The 20530-nt window shown below is 63.5% G+C and carries 18 protein-coding genes; 12 read left to right on the forward strand and 6 right to left on the reverse strand.

The window, feature by feature from the left end:
* Nucleotides 1-82: 82 nt before the first annotated feature.
* The 11 genes from VJ673_RS11200 (at nt 83) to VJ673_RS11250 (ending at nt 11556) form a co-directional block, all read left to right on the forward strand.
* A complete protein-coding gene (locus tag VJ673_RS11200) occupies nt 83-700 on the forward strand; it encodes a response regulator transcription factor (protein WP_324126182.1) in 618 nt (205 codons plus the stop codon).
* Between the two features lie 150 nt (nt 701-850).
* Nucleotides 851-1219 (forward strand): response regulator, encoded by a 369-nt coding sequence (locus VJ673_RS11205; protein WP_324126183.1) that lies wholly within the window; start codon nt 851-853, stop codon nt 1217-1219.
* Nucleotides 1220-1228: 9 nt separating this feature from the next.
* Nucleotides 1229-2524, forward strand: a complete 1296-nt coding sequence (locus VJ673_RS11210; RefSeq protein ID WP_324126184.1) for a methyl-accepting chemotaxis protein — start codon at nt 1229-1231, stop codon at nt 2522-2524.
* Between the two features lie 12 nt (nt 2525-2536).
* Nucleotides 2537-2857 carry an STAS domain-containing protein gene (locus tag VJ673_RS11215; protein WP_324126185.1) on the forward strand — a complete coding sequence of 107 codons (321 nt, stop codon included), beginning with the start codon at nt 2537-2539 and terminating at the stop codon, nt 2855-2857.
* Between the two features lie 19 nt (nt 2858-2876).
* Nucleotides 2877-5084 carry a chemotaxis protein CheA gene (locus VJ673_RS11220; RefSeq protein ID WP_324126186.1) on the forward strand — a complete coding sequence of 736 codons (2208 nt, stop codon included), beginning with the start codon at nt 2877-2879 and terminating at the stop codon, nt 5082-5084.
* A gap of 48 nt (nt 5085-5132) precedes the next feature.
* A complete protein-coding gene (locus tag VJ673_RS11225) occupies nt 5133-6758 on the forward strand; it encodes a methyl-accepting chemotaxis protein (RefSeq protein ID WP_324126187.1) in 1626 nt (541 codons plus the stop codon).
* 12 nt (nt 6759-6770) lie between these two features.
* The gene (locus VJ673_RS11230; RefSeq protein ID WP_324126188.1) at nt 6771-7337 is read left to right on the forward strand and encodes a chemotaxis protein CheW; all 567 of its coding nucleotides are present in this window, start codon (nt 6771-6773) and stop codon (nt 7335-7337) included.
* A 60-nt stretch (nt 7338-7397) separates the two neighbouring features.
* Nucleotides 7398-7961 (forward strand): chemotaxis protein CheD, encoded by a 564-nt coding sequence (locus tag VJ673_RS11235; protein ID WP_324126189.1) that lies wholly within the window; start codon nt 7398-7400, stop codon nt 7959-7961.
* 9 nt (nt 7962-7970) lie between these two features.
* Nucleotides 7971-8777 (forward strand): CheR family methyltransferase, encoded by an 807-nt coding sequence (locus VJ673_RS11240; RefSeq protein WP_324126190.1) that lies wholly within the window; start codon nt 7971-7973, stop codon nt 8775-8777.
* A gap of 10 nt (nt 8778-8787) precedes the next feature.
* Nucleotides 8788-9885: a protein-glutamate methylesterase/protein-glutamine glutaminase gene (locus tag VJ673_RS11245; RefSeq protein WP_324126191.1), complete on the forward strand. Its 1098-nt coding sequence runs from the start codon at nt 8788-8790 to the stop codon at nt 9883-9885.
* 174 nt (nt 9886-10059) lie between these two features.
* A complete protein-coding gene (locus VJ673_RS11250) occupies nt 10060-11556 on the forward strand; it encodes a GGDEF domain-containing protein (protein WP_324126192.1) in 1497 nt (498 codons plus the stop codon).
* Here the strand turns inward: VJ673_RS11250 and argJ are convergent.
* From argJ to secA, 3 genes are all read right to left on the reverse strand, one after another.
* Nucleotides 11553-12791, reverse strand: coding sequence for a bifunctional glutamate N-acetyltransferase/amino-acid acetyltransferase ArgJ (gene argJ / locus VJ673_RS11255; RefSeq protein ID WP_324126193.1), 1239 nt, complete (start codon nt 12789-12791; stop codon nt 11553-11555). The two genes, VJ673_RS11250 and argJ, sit on opposite strands and share 4 nt — an antisense overlap.
* Nucleotides 12792-12888: 97 nt before the next feature.
* The gene (locus tag VJ673_RS11260) at nt 12889-14433 is read right to left on the reverse strand and encodes an HDOD domain-containing protein (RefSeq protein ID WP_324126194.1); all 1545 of its coding nucleotides are present in this window, start codon (nt 14431-14433) and stop codon (nt 12889-12891) included.
* 87 nt (nt 14434-14520) lie between these two features.
* Nucleotides 14521-17241 carry a preprotein translocase subunit SecA gene (gene secA / locus VJ673_RS11265; protein WP_324126195.1) on the reverse strand — a complete coding sequence of 907 codons (2721 nt, stop codon included), beginning with the start codon at nt 17239-17241 and terminating at the stop codon, nt 14521-14523.
* 175 nt (nt 17242-17416) lie between these two features.
* Between secA and VJ673_RS11270 the strand changes: the two genes are divergently transcribed.
* On the forward strand, nt 17417-17860 hold the full coding sequence (locus tag VJ673_RS11270; protein WP_324126196.1) for a DUF721 domain-containing protein: 444 nt from the start codon (nt 17417-17419) through the stop codon (nt 17858-17860).
* Here VJ673_RS11270 and VJ673_RS11275 read toward each other — a convergent pair.
* The 3 genes from VJ673_RS11275 to ftsZ form a co-directional block, all read right to left on the reverse strand.
* Nucleotides 17857-18045: a hypothetical protein gene (locus VJ673_RS11275; RefSeq protein ID WP_324126197.1), complete on the reverse strand. Its 189-nt coding sequence runs from the start codon at nt 18043-18045 to the stop codon at nt 17857-17859. The two genes, VJ673_RS11270 and VJ673_RS11275, sit on opposite strands and share 4 nt — an antisense overlap.
* 8 nt (nt 18046-18053) lie before the next feature.
* The gene (lpxC, locus tag VJ673_RS11280) at nt 18054-18974 is read right to left on the reverse strand and encodes a UDP-3-O-acyl-N-acetylglucosamine deacetylase (protein ID WP_324126198.1); all 921 of its coding nucleotides are present in this window, start codon (nt 18972-18974) and stop codon (nt 18054-18056) included.
* Between the two features lie 188 nt (nt 18975-19162).
* Nucleotides 19163-20302: a cell division protein FtsZ gene (gene ftsZ, locus VJ673_RS11285; RefSeq protein WP_324126199.1), complete on the reverse strand. Its 1140-nt coding sequence runs from the start codon at nt 20300-20302 to the stop codon at nt 19163-19165.
* Nucleotides 20303-20530: the final 228 nt, after the last annotated feature.

A 20530-nucleotide genomic window follows, 5' to 3' on the forward strand; every position in this document is an offset into this window, starting at 1 on the left:
CCATACCGGAAATCCGCTGCTTCTGCGCACTTCTACGGATACCGGCTACAATCGGGTTCTCGCCTCGACCCTCCATCAGTACATGCCCACCAGCCACACCGCGACCGGATCGGTATGCATTGTCGACGACGACGAGCAGGTTCGGCGTTTTCTGGTTGAGGTGTTCACGAGTGTCGGTCTGCAGGTGCAAGCCATCGCCTCCGGCGAGGAATTCATACGCACTTGGCATCCTGACGGCCCGTCCTGCGTGCTGCTGGACCTGCGCATGCCACGCATGACAGGGCCGGAGATCCACGAGTGGCTGCGTGCCCACCATCCCGAAGTGCCGGTAATCTTCCTGACCGGCTATGCCGACGTGCCGACCGCCGTCGCCGCGATGCGCCTCGGAGCCTTCGATTTCCTCGAAAAGCCCTTCAACATCCAGCACCTCATCGAACGTACCCAGGACGCCTTGCGCAGGGCTGCGCAGAGTCGGGCCGACAAATCCTCCGGCATCGCCTGGCTCACGACGCTGACGCCGCGCGAACGCGAGGTCCTCGACGGCATCGTCGCGGGACAGCGCAACAAGACGATCGCCGCAGCGCTGGGCATTAGCGAGCGCACCGTCGAGACGCACCGGGCAAACATCATGCACAAGTCCCGCACCCACTCGGTCGCGGAACTCGTTGCGCTCGTTCTCGCCAACAACGGCGGACGCTGAATTGGCATATGCCTTCAGTCTTACGTAGATCTACGGACTCTCCTTAGAACTCCCGATAGTCATACGCAATCGATGCACATAGGCTAACGCCATAAGGATGCCAAACTACCGGCGTCCGCATGAAGGCCTTGCAGCACAAGGATTGCGACCATGACAAAGACCGTGTTTCTCGTCGATGATTCGGCGACTATTCTCCTCAGCATTTCGGGCATCCTTGGCAAAGCGGGTTACGCGGTCGAAAAGGCCAGCAGCGGTGAAGAGGCGCTGAAGAAGTTCGGCTCCGGCGTAAAGGCGGACCTGCTTCTGACCGACCTGAACATGCCCGGGATGAACGGCATCGAGCTGATCCGCGAGGTCAGGAAGCTGCCGGCGCACAAGTTCATGCCCATCCTGTTCCTGACAACCGAATCGCAGCAAAGCCGCAAGATGGAGGCGAAGGCCGCAGGCGCATCGGGATGGATCGTCAAGCCCGCCACGGCCGACGAACTGCTCAATACGATCAAGCTCGTCGTCAAGTGAGGTGGCGCAATGACCTCCGTCTTCAGCGAGCATTACCGCCTGTACCAGCGGCGCTCGCTCATCACAGGCATCAGCGCGGCGCTCGCGCTGGCTGCGGTCTTGTATGCCCTGCATGACTGGTATCACGAACTGAGCGGCCTGCCCGACCGGGTACTCGACACGATGGGCGTCTTCGCCAACGTGCTCGCTTTCATCCTGCTGCAGCGCCTGATTTCAGCCCGTTTCTACAACGATATCCGCTACGGCATGGAGTCGCTCCTGAACGACGAGCGTCACAAGTGTCCTTCGATGCGCGCCTGCACACGCGTCGCAATCCCCGAACTGCGTGACGTGCCGCGCTATACGGGGGTTCTCTCTGCACACCTGCAGAGCATCACCGAGCAGACGGAGCAGGCTGCGAGCGACGTCGTCACACGACTGCAGACTATCGACGAGGTAGTCTCAGAACTCAATGACTTCGTCGCGCAAGCGGCGAACGAATCGGAGACGATGTCCGAGGAATCAGTGCGCAAGATCGCGGAAAACCGCGACCTGATCGCACGGCTCGAGGCGTTCATCCAGCATCGCATCGACGAATCGGCACGCGACCAGGAGTTGGGCTCGGCTGCGGTGCGGGAGACGAAGTCGCTGCAGGCGCTCGTCGATCTCATCAAGCATATCGCCGGCCAAACCAACCTGCTTGCGCTCAATGCGGCGATCGAGGCGGCGCGCGCCGGGGAGTCGGGCCGCGGCTTTGCGGTCGTGGCCGACGAGGTGCGCAAGCTGTCGCAGGAAACCGAAGTCGCCGTGAGGAAGATCAACGATGGCATCGCGTCGGTCGCGGCAACGATCGAGAGCCAGTTCAAGGACAAGGTCGCGAATAGCCACATCGGCGAGGAGCGCGACAGCCTGAGGCGCTTTGCCGAGCAGCTCGCGGCCCTGGGCACGTCCTACGAGCGGCTGACCGAACGCGAGAGGATGATCCTTTCGAACGTCACCGACAGCAGCAACCGGCTCTCGGAGATGTTCATGAACGCAATGGCGAGCGTCCAGTTCCAAGACGTGACGCGTCAGCAGATTGATCACGTCATCAAGGGGCTCGACCGCCTGGACAGCCACACCGCGGAACTCGCCGGCGCGCTGGAGCGAGGAGATGACTCGAACGCGAACGCGGCCCTCATACCGCTCTCGGCGCAGCTCGACGAGATCTTCGACGGCTACGTCATGGAGCAACAGCGCGACACCCACCAGTCCACGGTGAAGGCAGCTCCCGATCAGCCGACCACGCCCGCCGCTCGCCCGTCGAACAACGTCGAATTGTTCTAGAGGATTTCACCCATGTCACACAAGGAGACCGCGTCGGGCGCGGGCGCCGCCGCGCGCCTCGCGCTCGACGCAGACCTGACCATCTACCACGCCGAAACGCAAAAGCAGGCGCTCATCGACGCGCTCGCCGGGAGCAATCGGCTCGAACTCGACCTCTCGGCGGTCGGCGACATCGACACGGCGGGTCTGCAGTTGCTGATCCTCATCAAGCGCGAAGCGCGGGCCCAGGGGAAAGAGATCGTGATCAGCGGCCACAGCACGGCGGTGCGCCAGACCATCGATTTCTGCAATCTCGCGGCCGCCTTCGGCGACCCGATGGTGATTCCGGCCTGAGCGCCGAAGGACCTTATCCATGGATGAACTGACCAGCACCTTCGTCACGGAAAGCCGCGACATGCTCGCCGAGATGGAGGCGGGCCTGCTGCGCCTCGAACAGTCGCCGGACGACCGCGACAATCTGAACGCGATCTTCCGCGCGGCGCACACGATCAAAGGTGGCTCGAGCGTCGTCGAATGCCATTTCATTGAATCCTTCTTGCATCAGGTCGAAAACATCCTCGATCTGCTGCGAAACGACGCGCTCCCCGTCACCGGCGAACTCGCTACGCTTCTGCTCTCCTGCTGCGACCATCTAGGCGTACTGCTCGACACCCTCGCCGCGGGCAGCGCCGAACTCGCCGAGTCGGCGAGCGCGCGCGGAGCGGTCCTGACCGAAGCGCTGACCACCTGCCTGAGCGCGGCCGGCACTTCGTCCGAAGGCGGAGTGCCGGTGGAACAAGAAGCGGACGTGCAGGCGAGCGGGGGCGGCATGGTCAGCACCGACGGCTGGCACATCTCGGTGCGCTTCGCCCCTTACGTGCTGAAGAACGGGATGGACCCGCTGTCCTACCTGCGCTACCTCGCCACACTCGGCGAGATCGTGTCGATCGAGACGATCAGCGACGCGATGCCGGCTGCGGCTACGATGGATCCGGAAAGCTGCTACCTCGGCTTTGAAATACGCCTGCAGACGCGTGCGTCGAAAGCGGAGATCGAACGCGTTTTCGAGTTCGTCCGCGACGACTGCCAACTGCGCATCCTCCCGCCGCAATCCAAGATCCACGACTACATCGCCCTCATCAATGATCTACCCGAGGATGCGATGCGCCTGGGCGAAATGCTGGTGCGCTGCGGGGCATTGACCCGCGCCGAACTCGAAGCGGGCCTCGCCGCCCAACAGACCCGCCCTGCCGACGTCGCTCCCGGCGAGCTCGATGCCGAAACGACTCAGCCGATCGGCGAAGTGCTGGTGGAGCAGCAGGTGGTGCATCGGGAAGTCGTCGAGGCTGCCGCCTCGAAGCAGGCGACGGTCAGCGAGAAGAAGGCGGTGGAGGCGCGGATGGTGCGCGTCCAGGCGGACAAGCTCGACCAGTTGATCGACCTCGTGGGCGAACTGGTGATCGCCGGCGCCAACGCCAGCCTGCTCGCGCAGAAGAGCGCGCGCGCCGATCTGATGGAGAGCACGTCCGTCCTGTCCCGGCTCGTCGAGAATATTCGCGACGCGGCACTGCAGCTGCGTATGGTGCAGATCGGCGAAACCTTCAACCGCTTCAACCGCGTCGTGCGCGACGCTTCGCGCGAGATGGGCAAGGACATCGAGCTGGTAATCACGGGGGCCGAGACCGAACTCGACAAGTCCGTGGTCGAGAAGCTCGGCGATCCGCTGATGCACCTCGTGCGCAACGCCTTGGATCACGGAATCGAGCCCGCCGCCGTTCGTCTCGCGCAGGGAAAGCCGGAGAAGGGCCAGGTTGGACTCAACGCCTACCACGACTCTGGCTCGATCGTCATCGAGGTGACCGACGACGGCGGCGGGCTGCCGCACGAGAAGATCCGCCGCAAGGCAATCGAGAAAGGGCTGATCGACGAGGCCGCAGTCCTGGGCGACGACGAGATCGCGAACCTGATCTTCGAAGCCGGTTTCTCGACGGCGGAGAAGATCACCAACATTTCCGGGCGCGGCGTCGGCATGGACGTCGTACGTCGCAACATCCAGGCCCTGCGCGGAACCGTCGACGTTCGCAGCGAGGAAGGTGAGGGTTCGACCTTCGTCATCCGCCTGCCGCTGACGCTCGCCATCATCGATGGCTTCCTCACCGCGGTCGGCAAGGCGTCCTATGTCGTGCCACTCGACTCGGTTGTCGAATGCATCGAACTCACCGATGTGCCGCCGCAGCGCAGCTACTTGAACCTGCGCGGCGAGGTCCTGCCCTTCGTACGGCTGCGCGAGATGTTCGAGGTGCCCGGCGAGGCGCCCACGCGCCAAAACGTCGTCATCGTCCAGTACGCGGGCCGCAAGGCGGGCCTGGTCGTCGACGCGCTGGTCGGCGAGTTCCAGACCGTGATCAAGCCGCTCGGCGTGCTGTTCAAGAACCTTCGCGGCATCGGCGGCACGACGATTCTCGGCTCGGGCGAGGTCGCGCTCATCCTCGATGTACCCGCGCTGGTCGCGCTCGTCACAGGCCAGGAGGAAAAGCTCCTTGCCGATTCGCAACGTCGCGAACTCGTAGCCGCTCTTTGACCCTATTACAACGACACATCACCCGCCCAGTCATCAGGAGTCACCTAAATGTTCAAGAACCTGCGCATCGGCGCACGCCTCGGCGTCGGCTTCGGCTTCGTCATCACGCTGCTGGTGATCATTTCAGCGCTTGCCTACTTGCGAGTGGGCCAGATCAACGGCGAAATCGAAAACATGGTCAACGACAAGTTTCCGAAAACGGTCTGGGCCAACAACATTGTCGAACAGCTCAACCTGACCGCGCGCACCACTCGCAACATGCTGCTGCTGACCAAGTCGGAGGAAATCCAGAAGGAGCAGGAGCGGATTAGCGAAGCCAGCAAGATCATCAGCGAAAACATCGAGAAGCTCGAAAAGACGATCGCGTCCGAGGCCGGCAAGAAACTCCTGGCCTCGATGAACGAAGCCCGCAAGTCCTACCGTACTGATCTCGCGAAACTGCAGGAACTGACCGCCAGCGGCAAACGGCAGGAGGCGATCGACCTGCTGATGGGTAGCATGCGCAGGAACCAGCTGGAATACATCGGCGCGATTTCCAAGCTCATCGAATTCCAGGAAGAACTCATGACCCAAGCTGGCAAGGATGCCGATGCGGTCGCGAATCAGACGCAAACCTTGGTGCTCACCCTCGCGCTGACGGCCATCCTGCTCGCGGCCGGCTTTGCGTGGTGGGTCACGGCCAGCATCACCGGGCCGGTCAATCGCGCCGTCGCCGCCGCCGATGCACTGGCCAATGGCGACCTCACGGTGAAGATCGACGTCCAGTCCACGGACGAAGTCGGCAAGCTGATGGGCGCGACGCAGGCGATGGTGACGAAGCTCGCGCAGATCATCGGTGAAGTGCGCAACGCCGCGGACAATCTCTCGAACGCGTCTGCACAGGTCTCCGCCACGGCGCAGTCGCTGTCGCAGTCGTCCTCGGAGCAGGCAGCCTCCGTCGAGGAAACGACGTCCAGCATGGAGCAAATGACGGCCTCGATCGCGCAGAACACCGAGAACGCCAAGGTCACCGACGGAATCGCATCGAAGGCGTCAAAGGAAGCCGACGAGGGCGGACAGGCCGTAGGCCAGACGGTCGAGGCGATGAAGTCGATCGCCGAAAAGATCGGCATCATCGACGACATCGCCTACCAGACCAACCTGCTCGCCCTCAACGCCGCGATCGAAGCGGCCCGGGCCGGCGAGCACGGCAAGGGCTTTGCCGTCGTCGCAGCCGAAGTCCGCAAGCTTGCCGAACGCAGCCAGGTCGCGGCGCAGGAAATCGGCGACGTGGCGAAGGATTCGGTCAAGCTCGCGGAACGCGCCGGCTCGCTGCTCACTGAAATGGTGCCGTCGATCCAGAAGACTTCGGACCTCGTGCAAGAAATCGCTGCCGCAAGCCGCGAACAATCGTCCGGCGTGGGCCAGATCAACGGAGCGATGGGGCAACTGAACCAGACCACGCAGCAAAACGCCTCCGCGTCTGAGGAACTCGCGGCGACCGCCGAGGAAATGGGCGGTCAAGCCGAGCAGTTGCAGCAGCTGATGCGCTTCTTCCATCTCGAAGGGCCGGCACAACAGGTCGGCGCTCAACGCCCGATGGTCAATATGGCGACTCGGCGTCCGGCCGTGGCAGCGTCGATGCGGCCGGCGTTCGCGACGGCTACGGCCGACAGCGATTTCGAACGCTTCTGAGGGAGACGGACGGTGAACACGATCGTTCAAGCGAGTCCCGTCACCGAGAAATCGCGCCAGCTCGTCACAGTCGCGACACCGGAGAACGCGCAATACCTGACCTTCCTGCTGGGCGGCGAGATGTTCGCGGTCGGCATCCTGCACGTGAAGGAGATCATCGAATTCGGAAACCTCACCGAAATCCCGATGATGCCGGCCTTCATCCGCGGCGTGATCAACCTGCGCGGCGCCGTGGTGCCTGTGATCGACCTGGCGGCCCGCTTCGCGGGCGAGCCCAGCCAGCCCGGCAAACGCACCTGCATCGTCATTGTCGAGGTGCAGGACGGCGACCTCAGTCACGATGTCGGCATCATGGTCGACGCCGTGTCGGAAGTCCTCGAAATCCCGGCTAACGAGATCGAGCCGCCGCCCTCCTTCGGCGCGCGCATCAGGGCCGATTTTATCCAGGGGATGGGCAAGGTTGCAGGCCGCTTTGTCATCCTGCTCAACATCCACCGCGTGCTGTCAGTCGATGAAATCGCCACGCTCGCAGGAGTGGCGACGCCAGGAGAAGGTGTCGCGCACCGTTCGGGAAGCTGAACGGCACTGGCGGGACGCGGCCCGTCGCGCCCAAGCTAACCCGACAACGTGAGCGACAACATGAATGACCCGCGCGAGCTCGAGCGGAGTGCACGCACGATCGGCCCCGGCGCTTGGGCCGTCGAGTCGGGCCGCCCAATTGCAACGCTGCTGGGCTCTTGCGTTGCTGTCTGTCTCTGGGACCCGGCCCTTCACCTCGGCGGCATGAATCATTTCATGCTGCCGTATAGCGGTCGACAGCATACCCGGCCAGACATCGATACCCTTCTTTGCGGCGACTTCGCAATGGAGGCGCTACTCAATGGCATGATCGCACGTGGAGCACGACGCGCCCGACTGCAGGCGAAGGCCTTCGGCGGCGGGGCCGTCGTCCCCGGCCTGACCCATTCACGTATCGGCCAGCAAAACGTCGAATTCGCGCGTCAGTGGCTGCAACGTGAACATATTCCGCTGGTGGCGTCGGATTTTCTCGGACGCTGGTCCCGCAAGGTCATTCTCGAGCCCAGCACCGGCGACGCCTACTGCAAGCGCGGAGAGGAAATCTCGAGCGGACTGATTAGCGCGGAAGAACGGTACGAACAGGCCCTGGCAAAGCCGCGCAAGACCGACATCGAACTTTTCTGAATGGCCCCAATGGACGTCAAGATCACAAACCAGGAGTTTGCGCTCTTCCAGCGCCTCATCTACAGACTCGCCGGCATCAATCTCAGCGATGCGAAGAAGGTGCTCCTCGTCGGACGGCTGAGCAAACGGCTCACCCATTACGGTTTTTCCACCTTTTCCGAGTACTACCGCCTGCTCTCGTCGCGGCAGCCGCCCGAGGAGATCCAGACCTTCGTCGACCTGCTGACAACGAACGAAACCTACTTCTTCCGCGAACCCCAGCATTTCGACTACCTGCGCAATCAGATCATCCGGGGGCGGAGCAGCGGGAATACCTTCCGCATCTGGAGCGGCGCCTGCTCGAGCGGCGAAGAACCCTACTCGATGGCGATGGTGCTCGCTGACGCGATGCCGGACGGGAACTGGGAAGTCTTTGCGTCCGACATCTCGCAATCCGTCCTCGCCCGCGCGCAAGCAGGCCTTTATCCTCTTGAACGTACCAACGGTATTCCCAAGGAATTGTTGCGGAAGTATTGTCTCAAGGGTGTACGATCCCAGGACGGGAAGCTGCTCGTTGCCTCCGAACTGAGAAAACGCGTACGCTTTGCGCAGGTGAATCTGACAATGCCAATCGAGGACATTGGCGACTTCGACGTCATTTTCCTGCGCAATGTGATGATCTATTTCGACACCGAAACCAAGCGCAAGGTGGTCAACAACATGGTTCCAAGCTTGAAGAGGGGGGGCTATTTCATCGTCGGCCATTCGGAGTCGCTCCACGGCATTACTGAGAGCCTCCGTCCGGTGCGCCCGACGATCTACCAGAATCCGAGCTGATTCGGACGCTATGAGCCCCTCGCAGCACGCGCCCCCTTCAATCCTGGTCATGGTCATCGATGGCTCGGCCGTGGTACGTCAAGGACTCGCCAACGTGATCGCGCGCGCGCCGGGCATGGAATTGATCGCCACCGCGTCCTCTCCCCAGTTCGCGCTGAACAAGCTGCGCCGGCGATGGCCGGACGTCATCATCCTCGACATCGACATGCCGGGCTCCGACTGTCTGAGCTTTCTGCGCAGAATCATGTCCGAACACCCCACTGCAGTAATCGGATACTCCTCGCTGGTCGAACATGGCAAACCGGTCGGCATCAAGGCGCTCGATGCCGGCGCCTTTTCCGTCATCGCCAAGCCACGTTCCGGACTGAAGGATTTCATCGTCGCCGCAGCAGACGACATCGTCGCCGAGATTCGTGTTGCAGCCCGTGCCGATCCCCGGCGGCTGAAACCGACGTTCTCGGCACCCGAGCCAAAATTCAGTGCCGATGCCGTGATCTCCGCGATGACGTCGACGGCCTCGCAGCCCGCAAGCGATAAGGTCATCGCGCTCGGAACCTCCACCGGCGGCACGCAGGCGCTGGAAGCCGTGCTGACCCGCCTGCCGGCCAACGTCGCCGGCATCGTCGTCGTTCAACACATGCCGGAACGATTCACCGCGTTGTTTGCCGAACGCCTCAATGAGCTGTGCGCGGTCACCGTGCGCGAGGCACGTCATAACGATCGCGTCCTGCCAGGCCACGCCCTGATCGCTCCCGGCGGGCGTCACATGGTACTCAAGCGCTGCGGAATGCAATACCACGTGGACGTCATCGACGGCCCGCCCGTCAATCGTCACAAGCCCTCAGTCGATGTGCTGTTCCGCTCGGTCGCGCACTCTGCCGGCCGCAATGCGCTCGGTGTCATCATGACGGGCATGGGCGACGACGGAGCCTGCGGACTGTCGGATATGCGGCGTGCCGGCGCCGCAACCATCGCGCAGGACGAAGCCTCATCGGTGGTATTCGGAATGCCTAAGGAGGCGATCCGCCTCGGGGCGGCCGAATCCGTGCTACCGCTCGACCGCATACCGGCCGCACTGGTCGGTTTCAGTAGCGACGGCACGCGCTGAAGACGCAATATGGATATCAACGACGATCACCCTCCACTCACCGTCGGAAAGACGCCTCGAACGGACGAGGGGCGGAGCAGGGTATCGCCCGCATCGGACGCCGCAGCCACTTCTGACACGAGTGAGGCGTACGAGGCCGGACAGGCGAATTTCCTCATCAGCCGGATGAGGAGAATGCCCACCCGCCTCTGCAGCCTTCGCCAGGCGGGCCACTCCGCGCGCTCCTGGTGGATGCTTGCGGCCGTTATCGCCATTGAGCTGCTCGTCGCGGCCGTCGTCGGGATGACGCTGGTCGACGAACGTGCGCAAGTCGAGGAGCGCGCAGCGCAAGCGACCCGTAACGACGCCCTGGCGCTCGAAAGAGAGCTCGCTGCGATCGTTCGCTCCTGCGACATTGTGCTCGGCACCGTGATCGACGAATATCATCGCGAACTCGCGAGCGGCGGGATTGAGGCGGTGCGCCTCAATCAGTTCATCGCCGCACAGGCGGCCCGTCTTCCCGAAGCTGAAGGCGTGAGAGTGACTGACGCTGCGGGTACGATTCGGTACGGTAGCGACGTTGCGGCCGGCGCACGCGTCGACGTGTCCGACCGTCCGCCATTCCGCAGCCTGGCGGCACAAGAGCAGGACGGCCTCGTCATTTCACGTCCTCAGCGCACGCGTACCGACCAGCGTTGGCAGGTCATGCTGGCGCGCGGAGCGAAGAATCCGGACGGAAGCTTCGCCGGCATGGCCTTCGTTTCGGTCCCCGTCGAGAATCTGACTCAAACGCTCGCGCAGATCGCCGTTCCGGAGGCCGGAGCGATCACGTTGCGCGGCGCGGACCTGGGCATCATTGCCCGCTACCCCGATCCCGACGACGGGGACGACGTCGTCGGCCAGTCGGTGGTGGCAAAACCCCTCACCGATCTGTTCAAGACGGGCGCCGACGCCGGCACCTTCCGCGCGACGACACCGCTCGATCGTATCGAAAGACTGACCTCCTTCAGGAAAGTGGCCGGCTATCCGCTCTACCTGACGGTCGGCCGGGCGGAAGGCGAATATCTGCGTAGCTGGAAGAAATCGGCCACGATCACCGCCGGGGCGATCGCGCTGTTCGCCGCGATGGCGACCACTCTTGCCCTCGTCGCTCATCGTACCCGCCGACACCTCGCACAGGCGAAATTGGAAATCCGGCGCCTGGCCCATACCGATTTCGTCAGCGAACTAATGAACCGGCGCGCCCTGCTGGAATCTGCCGAACTCGAGTTGGCGCGCGCGCGCCGTTATGGCAAGGCCTTGTCGCTACTCGTGCTCGACATCGACCACTTCAAGTCCATCAACGATACGCTCGGCCACTATGCGGGGGACAAGGCACTGCAGCAATTCGCCACGCGGGTCCGTCACGCCCTGCGGGAAGTCGACCTGCTCGGCCGTTGGAGCGCAGGCGAATTCGTCGCCGTGCTGCCCGAGACCGACGTCGCTCGCGCTCGCGAGGTGGCCGAACGTGTGCGGCAGATGGTGGCCGCCACTGAGCTCACACTCGATGGCGCGCCACGCCTGAAGCTGACCGTGTCGATCGGCATCGCAACCCTCGCGGCCTCTGACGAGGCCTTCGACACGATCATCGCCCGCGCGGACGCGGCGCTGCAGGATGCAAAGAACGCTGGCCGCAACCGCGTCTGTGGCTAACTACGGTAGTCGGCGTTGATCTTCACGTAGTCGTACGAAAAATCGCAGGTCCAGATCGTCGCGCACTCCTGCCCGCGGCCGAGATTGACGCGGACGGTGATTTCCGCGGCCTTCATGACCCGCGCGCCGGCTTCCTCGCGGTAGCTCACAGCGCGCCCGCCGTTTTCGGCCACGAGCACCTCCTCGTCCGTCGTTCCCAGCCACACTCGCAGGCGGCTCACGTCGAGGTCGTCGATGCCTGCGTAGCCGATCGCAGCCAGGATGCGTCCGAGATTCGGGTCCGACGCAAAGAAGGCCGTCTTGACCAGCGGCGAATGCCCGATTGCATAGCCGACCTTGCGGCACTCCTCGCGCGATGCGCCACCTTCCACCGCGATGGTCATGAACTTGGTCGCCCCTTCGCCATCACGCACGATCGCCTGCGCGAGGCGGACCGATACATCGATGACCGCCTCGCGCAGCGCACGATACTCGGCACTGACCGGGTCTACAATCTCGGTATGGCCCGCCCGGCCCGTGGCGATCACGATGAAAGAATCGTTGGTCGAGGTGTCGCCGTCGATCGTGATGCTGTTGAACGACAGGTCGGCCGCTTCCCGTGTCACGGCATCCAGCAGCGCTTGCGAGACCGCAGCGTCGCAGGCCACGAAGCCGAGCATCGTCGCCATGTTCGGCTTGATCATGCCAGCGCCCTTGCTGATGCCGGTCAGCGTGACGGTCTTGCCGCCGATCTCGACGGTGCGCGACACGGCCTTCGCAACCGTATCGGTCGTCATGATGCCGTGCGCCGCCTCGAACCAACCATCATCGCGCAGATTCGCCTTCGCACCGGGCAGGCCCGCAATGATGCGTTCCACGGGGAGCGGCTCGAGAATGACCCCGGTGGAGAATGGCAGGACCTGGTCCGCGCGAATGCCCATCACGCCCGCGACCGCTTCGCAGGTCGCATTGGCATTGGCGAGGCCCTCTTCGCCGGTACCGGCGTTCGCCACACCGGTGTTGATCACCAGCGCGCGGACGTCGCCCGCCGGCAGATGCTTCTTGCACACCTGCACCGGCGCGGCGCAAAAACGGTTCTGTGTGAATACACCCGACACGCGGCTCCCCTCCGCTACTTCGATCAGCGTCAGGTCGCGCCGGTTGAGTTTGCGGATGGCCGCTTCGGTGACACCGAGACGCACGCCGGAAACGGCCTTGAGCTCGGAGGGCTGCGGCGTGGAGAGGTTAACGGGCATGGCTTTTCTCCATCAGAGGTTAAAGGGCGACATTTGCCGCCCGGTGTGGGGTGATTGTTCCAGAACGCAATCGGGGTGCGGTCGTCCGAAGCGCCCGCTACTGGCCAGGACGTTTCGACGCGACCGCGGCGACCGCGAGCGACACCTGCTGGACGAAGAGCTGCATCGCCTCGAAGGCCTCGTCGTCGATCGCGGAAGCAGGATTGAGCCGGTCGGCGTAGAAGAGGCCTATCGCACGTCCCTGCACGACGATCGGGGCAACGCATGCGACCGTCGTGTTGGTGACGAGCTGCAAGCGATCTAGCTTCATACCCGGCGGGTTATTGCCCGGAGCGAAGCGCAACGGACGCGGGCTGCGGAAGAACTCGTTCAGCATGTCGCCCGGGGTCGTGTCGAGGGAAAAGATGAAGCGCTGCTTCAGGCCTTCCGCTCCCTTGCCCAATGCCACCTTCCCGATCAGTTGCAGGCGATTCTGCGACAACAGCGCGAACAGGACCCGGTCGAAGCCGACGCCGCGATAGATCCCTTCGAGGACGAGCTGCAGGATTTCGTTGAGGCCCGCCCGTGCGGCGATACGCCCGGAAATTTCACGCAGGATCTTGAGCTGGAGCTGCGGGTCGGGCTCGAGCAGGCTCTGCGCCGGGTCTTCCGCTTCCTCCTCCTCGAGCGGAATGCCCTCGGGGGACGCCTGCGGAATCTGTCGCCCAGCCTCGGCTGCGCCGAAATAAGCGGCAATGCGCTTGGCCTCGGCGCTGTTGGCCGCGAGCTCCTCGCGCATCGCCTCGGGCGTAGTCGCGACGAAGGTGGCGAGTTCGCCGATCAGGCGACGGGTGGCGGGCGAATCCCAACCGCCCTCCGCCTCGGCCGCCAGACGCTCGCCGTACAGGATCGCCTGCTCCGTCGCCCCGATCCGGCTCTTCCCTTCGAGGACCGATTGCAGCAAAGGCCCGAGCTTCCACTCCTTCGCAAGGCTTTGCGACAACTGGCGCAAACGGAAACCGAGCACCTTGAGTTGCGCCTCTTCCGGCGTCTGCCCGCCTGCCGCCATCGCCCCGTCGAGACGCTGCGCCGCCTTGCCGCCGAAACACCAGAAGGCCATCTCACCGACTCGCGACAACAGCGCAGCGATGAACACTTCCTCGCTGCGCGGATCGCGCCGCATCACTGCCAGGGAGCGCGCTTGAACCGCCGAGTGAAAGCCGCGCGCCATCTCGTTCAACAGCCGATCGCGCATGCCGCCGGCGAGCAGCGCGTCGATGACACGTATCGCCACCGCAATCTCGGCTACGGCGTTGAACCCGAGTACCACGATTGCGCGGCTGATCGTACTCACCGGTTGGCGGGCCGGGTTGTACAGCGGGCTGTTCGCAAGCTTCAGGACGCGCGCGGTCATTGCGACGTCCTGCAGGATGGCCTGGGCGAGGCGCCCGGTGGTCGATTTTTCGTCGTCGGTGACCGAATGGATGAGTTCGATGGTCACCCCGAGAGCAGGCATCTCCTGGTCCCGGATATGGGCCACCCACTCGCCCAGTGCGCGCGGCTCACGCGCAGGAGCCGAACTCTCGGGGACCCCGAGCTCGAGTTCAGGGAAGAGCGCGGGCGACGCCGGGCGACGCCCCTGCGGGTCAGACGGACCAGCCATGATGCGGACGTGCCCGTCCCGGCTCGCGCGCGACTGGCTGCTGCGAGCTCACCCGTTCATTGCCGATACCTGCCCGCACCATCCTCATCAGCTCAGTTTGCCGTGACAATGCTTGTACTTCTTCCCCGACCCGCAAGGGCAAGGATCGTTGCGACCGACCTTCGGCCCAGCCTGTACGCTCATGCCGACATCGGCAGCTGCCGCTGCGGCGCCCAGCGCTTCGTCGTAGTCAGCATGATGGTACTGCACGTTGTCCAGCGCCGGCTCTTCCATCGTATCGAGCTGAGACTCGGCGCGCACCTGGACCGTCATCAACAGCTTGGAAACGTCGCCCCTCACGGTATCGAGCAGACTCTCGAACAGTTCGAACGATTCGCGCTTGTATTCCTGCTTGGGGTTCTTCTGCGCGTAACCGCGCAGGTGGATGCCTTGGCGCAGATGGTCCAGCGCGGCCAGATGCTCCCGCCAGTGTGTGTCGAGGCTCTGCAGCATGACGTCACGCTCGAACTTATGCCACGCATCCAGATCGACCTGGGCAACCTTGGCCGCATACATTTCGTCCGCAGTCGCGACGATGCGTTGCAGGATGCTCTCGTCGTCGAGATTGGGTTCGCTCTTCAGCCACTCACCGACCGGCACGCGCAATTGGTATTCGGAAGCGAGCGCGAGTTCCAGACCCGGGATGTCCCACTGGTCCTCGACGCTGTCGGCCGGCACGTAGATGCGGAACGCATCCTGCAGAACGCCATGGCGCATGGCCTGGATCGTTTCGGCGATGTCCTCGCTCTCCAGCAGTTCGTTGCGTTGCTGGTAGATGACCTTACGCTGGTCGTTGGCGACGTCGTCGTACTCGAGCAGTTGCTTACGGATGTCGAAGTTGCGCTGTTCGACCTTTCGCTGCGCCGATTCGAGGGAGCGCGTCACCATGCCGTGCTCGATCGCCTCGCCTTCGGGCATTTTCAGGCGCACCATGATCGCGTTCAGTCGCTCGCCCGCGAAGATCTTCATCAGCGGGTCTTCGAGCGACAGGTAGAAGCGCGAGCTGCCCGGGTCGCCCTGGCGGCCGGCGCGGCCGCGCAGCTGGTTGTCGATACGCCGCGACTCGTGGCGCTCAGTGCCGACGATATGCAGGCCGCCTGACGCGAGCACCTTGTCGTGCAACACTTTCCATTCCGTACGCATTGCAGAGATGCGGGTCTCCTTCGTCGCGTCGTCGAGCTCGGGGTTGTCACGGATCGCTGCGATCTGCTTCTCGATGCTGCCACCGAGCACGATATCGGTACCACGGCCCGCCATGTTGGTCGCGATCGTGATCACACCCGGACGGCCCGCCTGCGCAACGACTTCGGCTTCACGGTCGTGCTGCTTGGCGTTGAGCAGTTGGTGCGGCAGCTTCGCCTGCTGCAGCATCGCCGACAGGAACTCGTTGATCTCGATCGAGGTCGTGCCGACCAGCACGGGCTGACCGCGCTCGACACAAGTGCGGATGTCGGCGATCACGGCATCCCACTTTTCCTTCGCCGTGCGATAGACCTTGTCGTTCTCGTCCTTGCGCTGCATCGGACGGTTGGTCGGGATCACGACGGTTTCCAGACCGTAGATCTGGTGGAACTCGTAGGCTTCCGTGTCGGCGGTACCCGTCATGCCGGACAGCTTGCCGTACATGCGGAAGTAATTCTGGAAGGTGATCGAGGCGAGCGTCTGGTTCTCGGCCTGGATGCGCACGCCTTCCTTCGCCTCGACCGCCTGGTGCAGGCCGTCGGACCAGCGGCGGCCGGCCATCAGGCGACCGGTGAATTCGTCGACGATGACGACTTCATTATCCTGCACGACGTAGTGCTGATCCTTGAAGAACAGTGCATGGGCGCGCAGCGCGGCATAGAGGTGATGAACCAGCAGGATGTTGCCCGGATCGTAAAGGCTTGTTCCTTCGGCGAGCAGGCCCATGCGGGTCAGGATCTGCTCGGAGTTCTCGTGCCCCTGCTCGGTCAGCAACACCTGACGCGCCTTGAGATCGACGGTGTAGTCGCCGGGCTTGGTGACGTTGTCGCCCTCACCTTCCTGCAGCGTCAGCATCGGCGCGACCTGGTTCAGCTTCAGGTAGAGCTCGGTGTGGTCTTCGGCCTGCCCGGAGATGATCAGCGGGGTACGCGCCTCGTCGATGAGGATCGAGTCGACTTCGTCGACGATGGCGTAGCTGAGTGGGCGCTGGACCCGTTCGTTGGTCGCGTAGACCATGTTGTCGCGTAGGTAGTCGAACCCGAACTCGTTGTTCGTACCGTAGGTGATATCGGCAGCGTAGGCGGCCTGCTTCTCGTCATGCTGCATGCGCGAGAGGTTGCAGCCGGTGGTCAGGCCGAGGAAGCCGTAGATGCGCCCCATCCATTCCGCGTCGCGGCTGGCGAGGTAGTCGTTGACGGTCACGACGTGGACGCCCTTGCCGGCCAGCGCGTTCAGATAGGCCGGCAGGGTCGCGACCAGGGTCTTGCCCTCGCCGGTCCGCATTTCGGCGATCTTGCCATTGTGCAGGACCATGCCGCCGATCAGCTGGACGTCGAAATGGCGCATGCCATGCACGCGCTTTCCGGCCTCCCGCACGACCGCGAAGGCTTCCGGCAGAATGCTGTCGAGGGACTCGCCGTTCGCGACACGCTGCTTGAACTCGGCGGTCTTGCCCCGCAGGGCCTCGTCCGACAGGGCTGAAATTTCCGGTTCGAGCGCGTTGATCGCCCGGACGGACTGGGAATACTGACGGACAAGGCGGTCGTTGCGACTACCGAAGATCTTCTTGAGCAGGCCGGAAATCATGAGGAATTTGTGGGTTCGATTCGGCAAAGCGGGAAGTTTAGCATGCCGAGGGCAAGCCCCTGAGTGCCTTGCAGGTAAAGGAGAACTGAAGGCCTCAACGCAACTGCTGGGATGCCGCACTTGCTCCGCCTGCCGCCACCCCCTACCATCGCTTACCGTCCCCCGACTTGGCCCCATGACCCAGCTCATCAACCGCTACCTTGGCAGTGGCGACGCACTCGCGCGATTGCAGGACCACGCCGCGCGTCTGATGCGCCTGCAGAACGTGCTCGCACAGCACCTGCCGCCGGCTCTGGCGGCCGCCTGCTCGGTTGCGAACCTGAAGAACGGCACGCTGGTGCTGCTCGCCGACGGCGGCGCCGTCGCAGCCCGCCTCAAGCAGATGGCGCCGACGCTGACCGCGCAATTCGCGGCAACCGGCGTACCCGTAACAAGCGTCCAGGTGAAAGTGAAGGTCAACGAGGCGCCCGAGCCCGCACGACGGGTCACCTCGCGCAGCTTGTCAGAGAGCGGAGCGCGCAGCCTGACGAATTTTTCGTCATCCTTGCCCGCCGACTCGCCGCTACGGGAGGCGCTGGAACGGCTGGTCGCGCGTAGCCGCCGAGACGGAAAGGCCTAGACGAAGGGCACGAAGATCCGTTCGAGCGCGAACAGCGCCAGATAGACGAAGATCACAACGACGGCGGCACGAAAGAATTTCCAGGCCCACGCGCGGTAATGCACTTTGCCCGTGAACATCCATGCGATGACCGATCCGCCGATGCCGATCACCGCCAGCACCATGAAAATGCGGATGATCAGCATCTAGCGCCTCAGGAGGCCGCTGCGAGGGCGAACTGGTGGGCGACGGCGGCAGGCGTCGCGGCATCCTGTTCGAAGGTGACGATTTCCCAGGCGGACTGATCTTCGAGCAGCACGCGCAGAATCTGGTTGTTGAGCGAGTGCCCCGACTTGTGCGCGTTGTAGCTCGCGAGCAAGGGGTGGCCGCACAGGTAGAGATCGCCGATCGCGTCGAGCACCTTGTGCTTGACGAACTCGTCCGCGTAACGCAAGCCATCGGCATTGAGCACGCGGTATTCGTCCATCACGATCGCGTTGTCCAGGCTGCCACCGAGCGCAAGGCCATTGGCGCGCATGAACTCCACGTCCTGCATGAAGCCGAAGGTACGGGCGCGCGCAACGTCGCGCACGTAGGACTGCTCGGCGAAATCGACGCTCACGCTCGTCGAGGTCTTGTCGATGGCGGGATGATTGAACACAATCGAGAAGGTCAGACGGAAGCCGTCGTAGGGCTCGAGCCGTACCCACTTGTCGCCTTCCTCGTACACCACGGGCTTCTTGACCCGCAGGAAACGCTTGGGTGCCTTCTGCTCCTCGATTCCGGCCGACTGCAGCAGGAACACGAAGGGGCCGGAGCTGCCGTCGAGGATCGGAATCTCGGGCGCATCGACGTCCACATGCAGGTTATCGATACCGAGCCCAGCAAGCGCCGACATCAGGTGTTCGACCGTACCGACTTTCGCGCCACCGCGCTCAAGCCCGGAACACATCCGCGTGTCGCAAACGGAATAGGGATCCGCAGGAAAATCGACCACCGGATCAAGATCGACTCGATGGAACACGATGCCGGTATCGGGAGCAGCCGGCCGCAGCACGAGCTGGACCTTGCGTCCACCGTGCAGGCCGACGCCAGTGGCTTTGACGAGGGATTTAAGGGTGCGCTGCCGGATCATGTTCGTTTCCTCTTTTCGACCAAGAGTTTAACACGCCGGTCAAGCTGGCCGCGGCGAATATTGCAGTGCAGCAACCTTTCCCGGTGATCTAATCGCGATGCCCCTTGGACGGGCGTAAACGACGACGGGCGCCCGACACAGACCGGAGGCGGCGGTCTGCATCGAGCGCCCGCTGTGGGCGACGCGGCTCAGTCGGCCTGCTTGCGCAGGAAAGCCGGAATGTCGTAAGTACCCATGCCGTTGGCGCTCATCGCCTCGACCGTCGTGCGACGGCCATGGCGGATCACCGCGGGGACGTCCAGGTTGGTCATGTCGACCACACCCATCGAGGGGCCGTAGGTGCCAGTACCGGCGACGACCTGCATCACGGGCTGGCGAGCGGCACGCGGCATACCCAGACCGGTCGCGACGACGGTGACGCGAATGCGGTCTTCCATCGACTCGTCGAACACGGTGCCGTACTTCACGAAGGCTTCCGGTGCAGCGAAGGCCTGGACGGTCTTCACGGCGTCGCGCACTTCGGACATCTTCAGCGAGCGGCTCGCGGTGATGTTGATCAGCACGCAGCGGGCACCCGACAATTCGGTGCCTTCCAGCAGCGGGCTGACGGCGGCCTGTTCGGCGGCGAGACGGGCGCGGTCCATGCCGGCGGCTTCGGCCGAGCCCATCATCGCGCGACCCATTTCGCCCATCGCGGTGCGGACGTCCTGGAAGTCGACGTTGACGAGACCCGGAACGTTGATGATCTCGGCAATGCCACCGACGGCGCTGCTCAGGACGTTGTCGGCAGAACGGAAGCAGTCCTCGAAGCCAGCGTCATCGCCGTACACTTCGAGCAGCTTGTCGTTCAGGACCACGATCAGCGAATCCACGTGGCGCGTCAGCTCTTCAACGCCGCTTTCGGCCACGCGCAGGCGGTTCTCGAAGTCGAAGGGCTTGGTCACGACCGCAACGGTCAGGATGCCCATTTCCTTCGCGATCTCGGCCACCACGGGGGCCGCGCCGGTACCCGTGCCGCCGCCCATGCCGCCGGTGATGAAGCACATATGCGCGCCGTCGAGCGCAGCAGCGATCGCGTCGCGCGACTCCTGCGCCGCAGTGCGGCCCGCTTCCGGTTTGGAGCCTGCTCCAAGACCCGAGGTACCGAGCTGAATTTTGGCCGGCGCAAGACAGCGGCTCAGCGCCTGCGCGTCGGTGTTGGCGGACACGAAGTCCACCCCCTGTACGTTCTGCCGGATCATGTGATCGACGGCATTTCCACCGGCTCCGCCGACACCGACCACCTTGATGATCGTACCGGTTTGCACCTTTTCAACGATTTCGAACATTTCTTGCCTCGCCTCCTAGGGGAACTACCCTAACCATGCACTGCGTTGCGTGAACGCCTATATCTAGTAATGGGTAGTAAGTCTACTACTAAATAGGGTTTTGCACGCAACCCCTAATTCAATTTGACTGTCAAATTTCGCCAGCCGCTCAGAAATTCTTCTCGAACCACGCCTTCATGCGGCCGAACACCTGGCGGACGCTACGCGTCTCGCGCGCCATGATGCCGC

Source organism: Aromatoleum sp. (assembly GCF_035254505.1).
Lineage (GTDB): Bacteria > Pseudomonadota > Gammaproteobacteria > Burkholderiales > Rhodocyclaceae > Aromatoleum.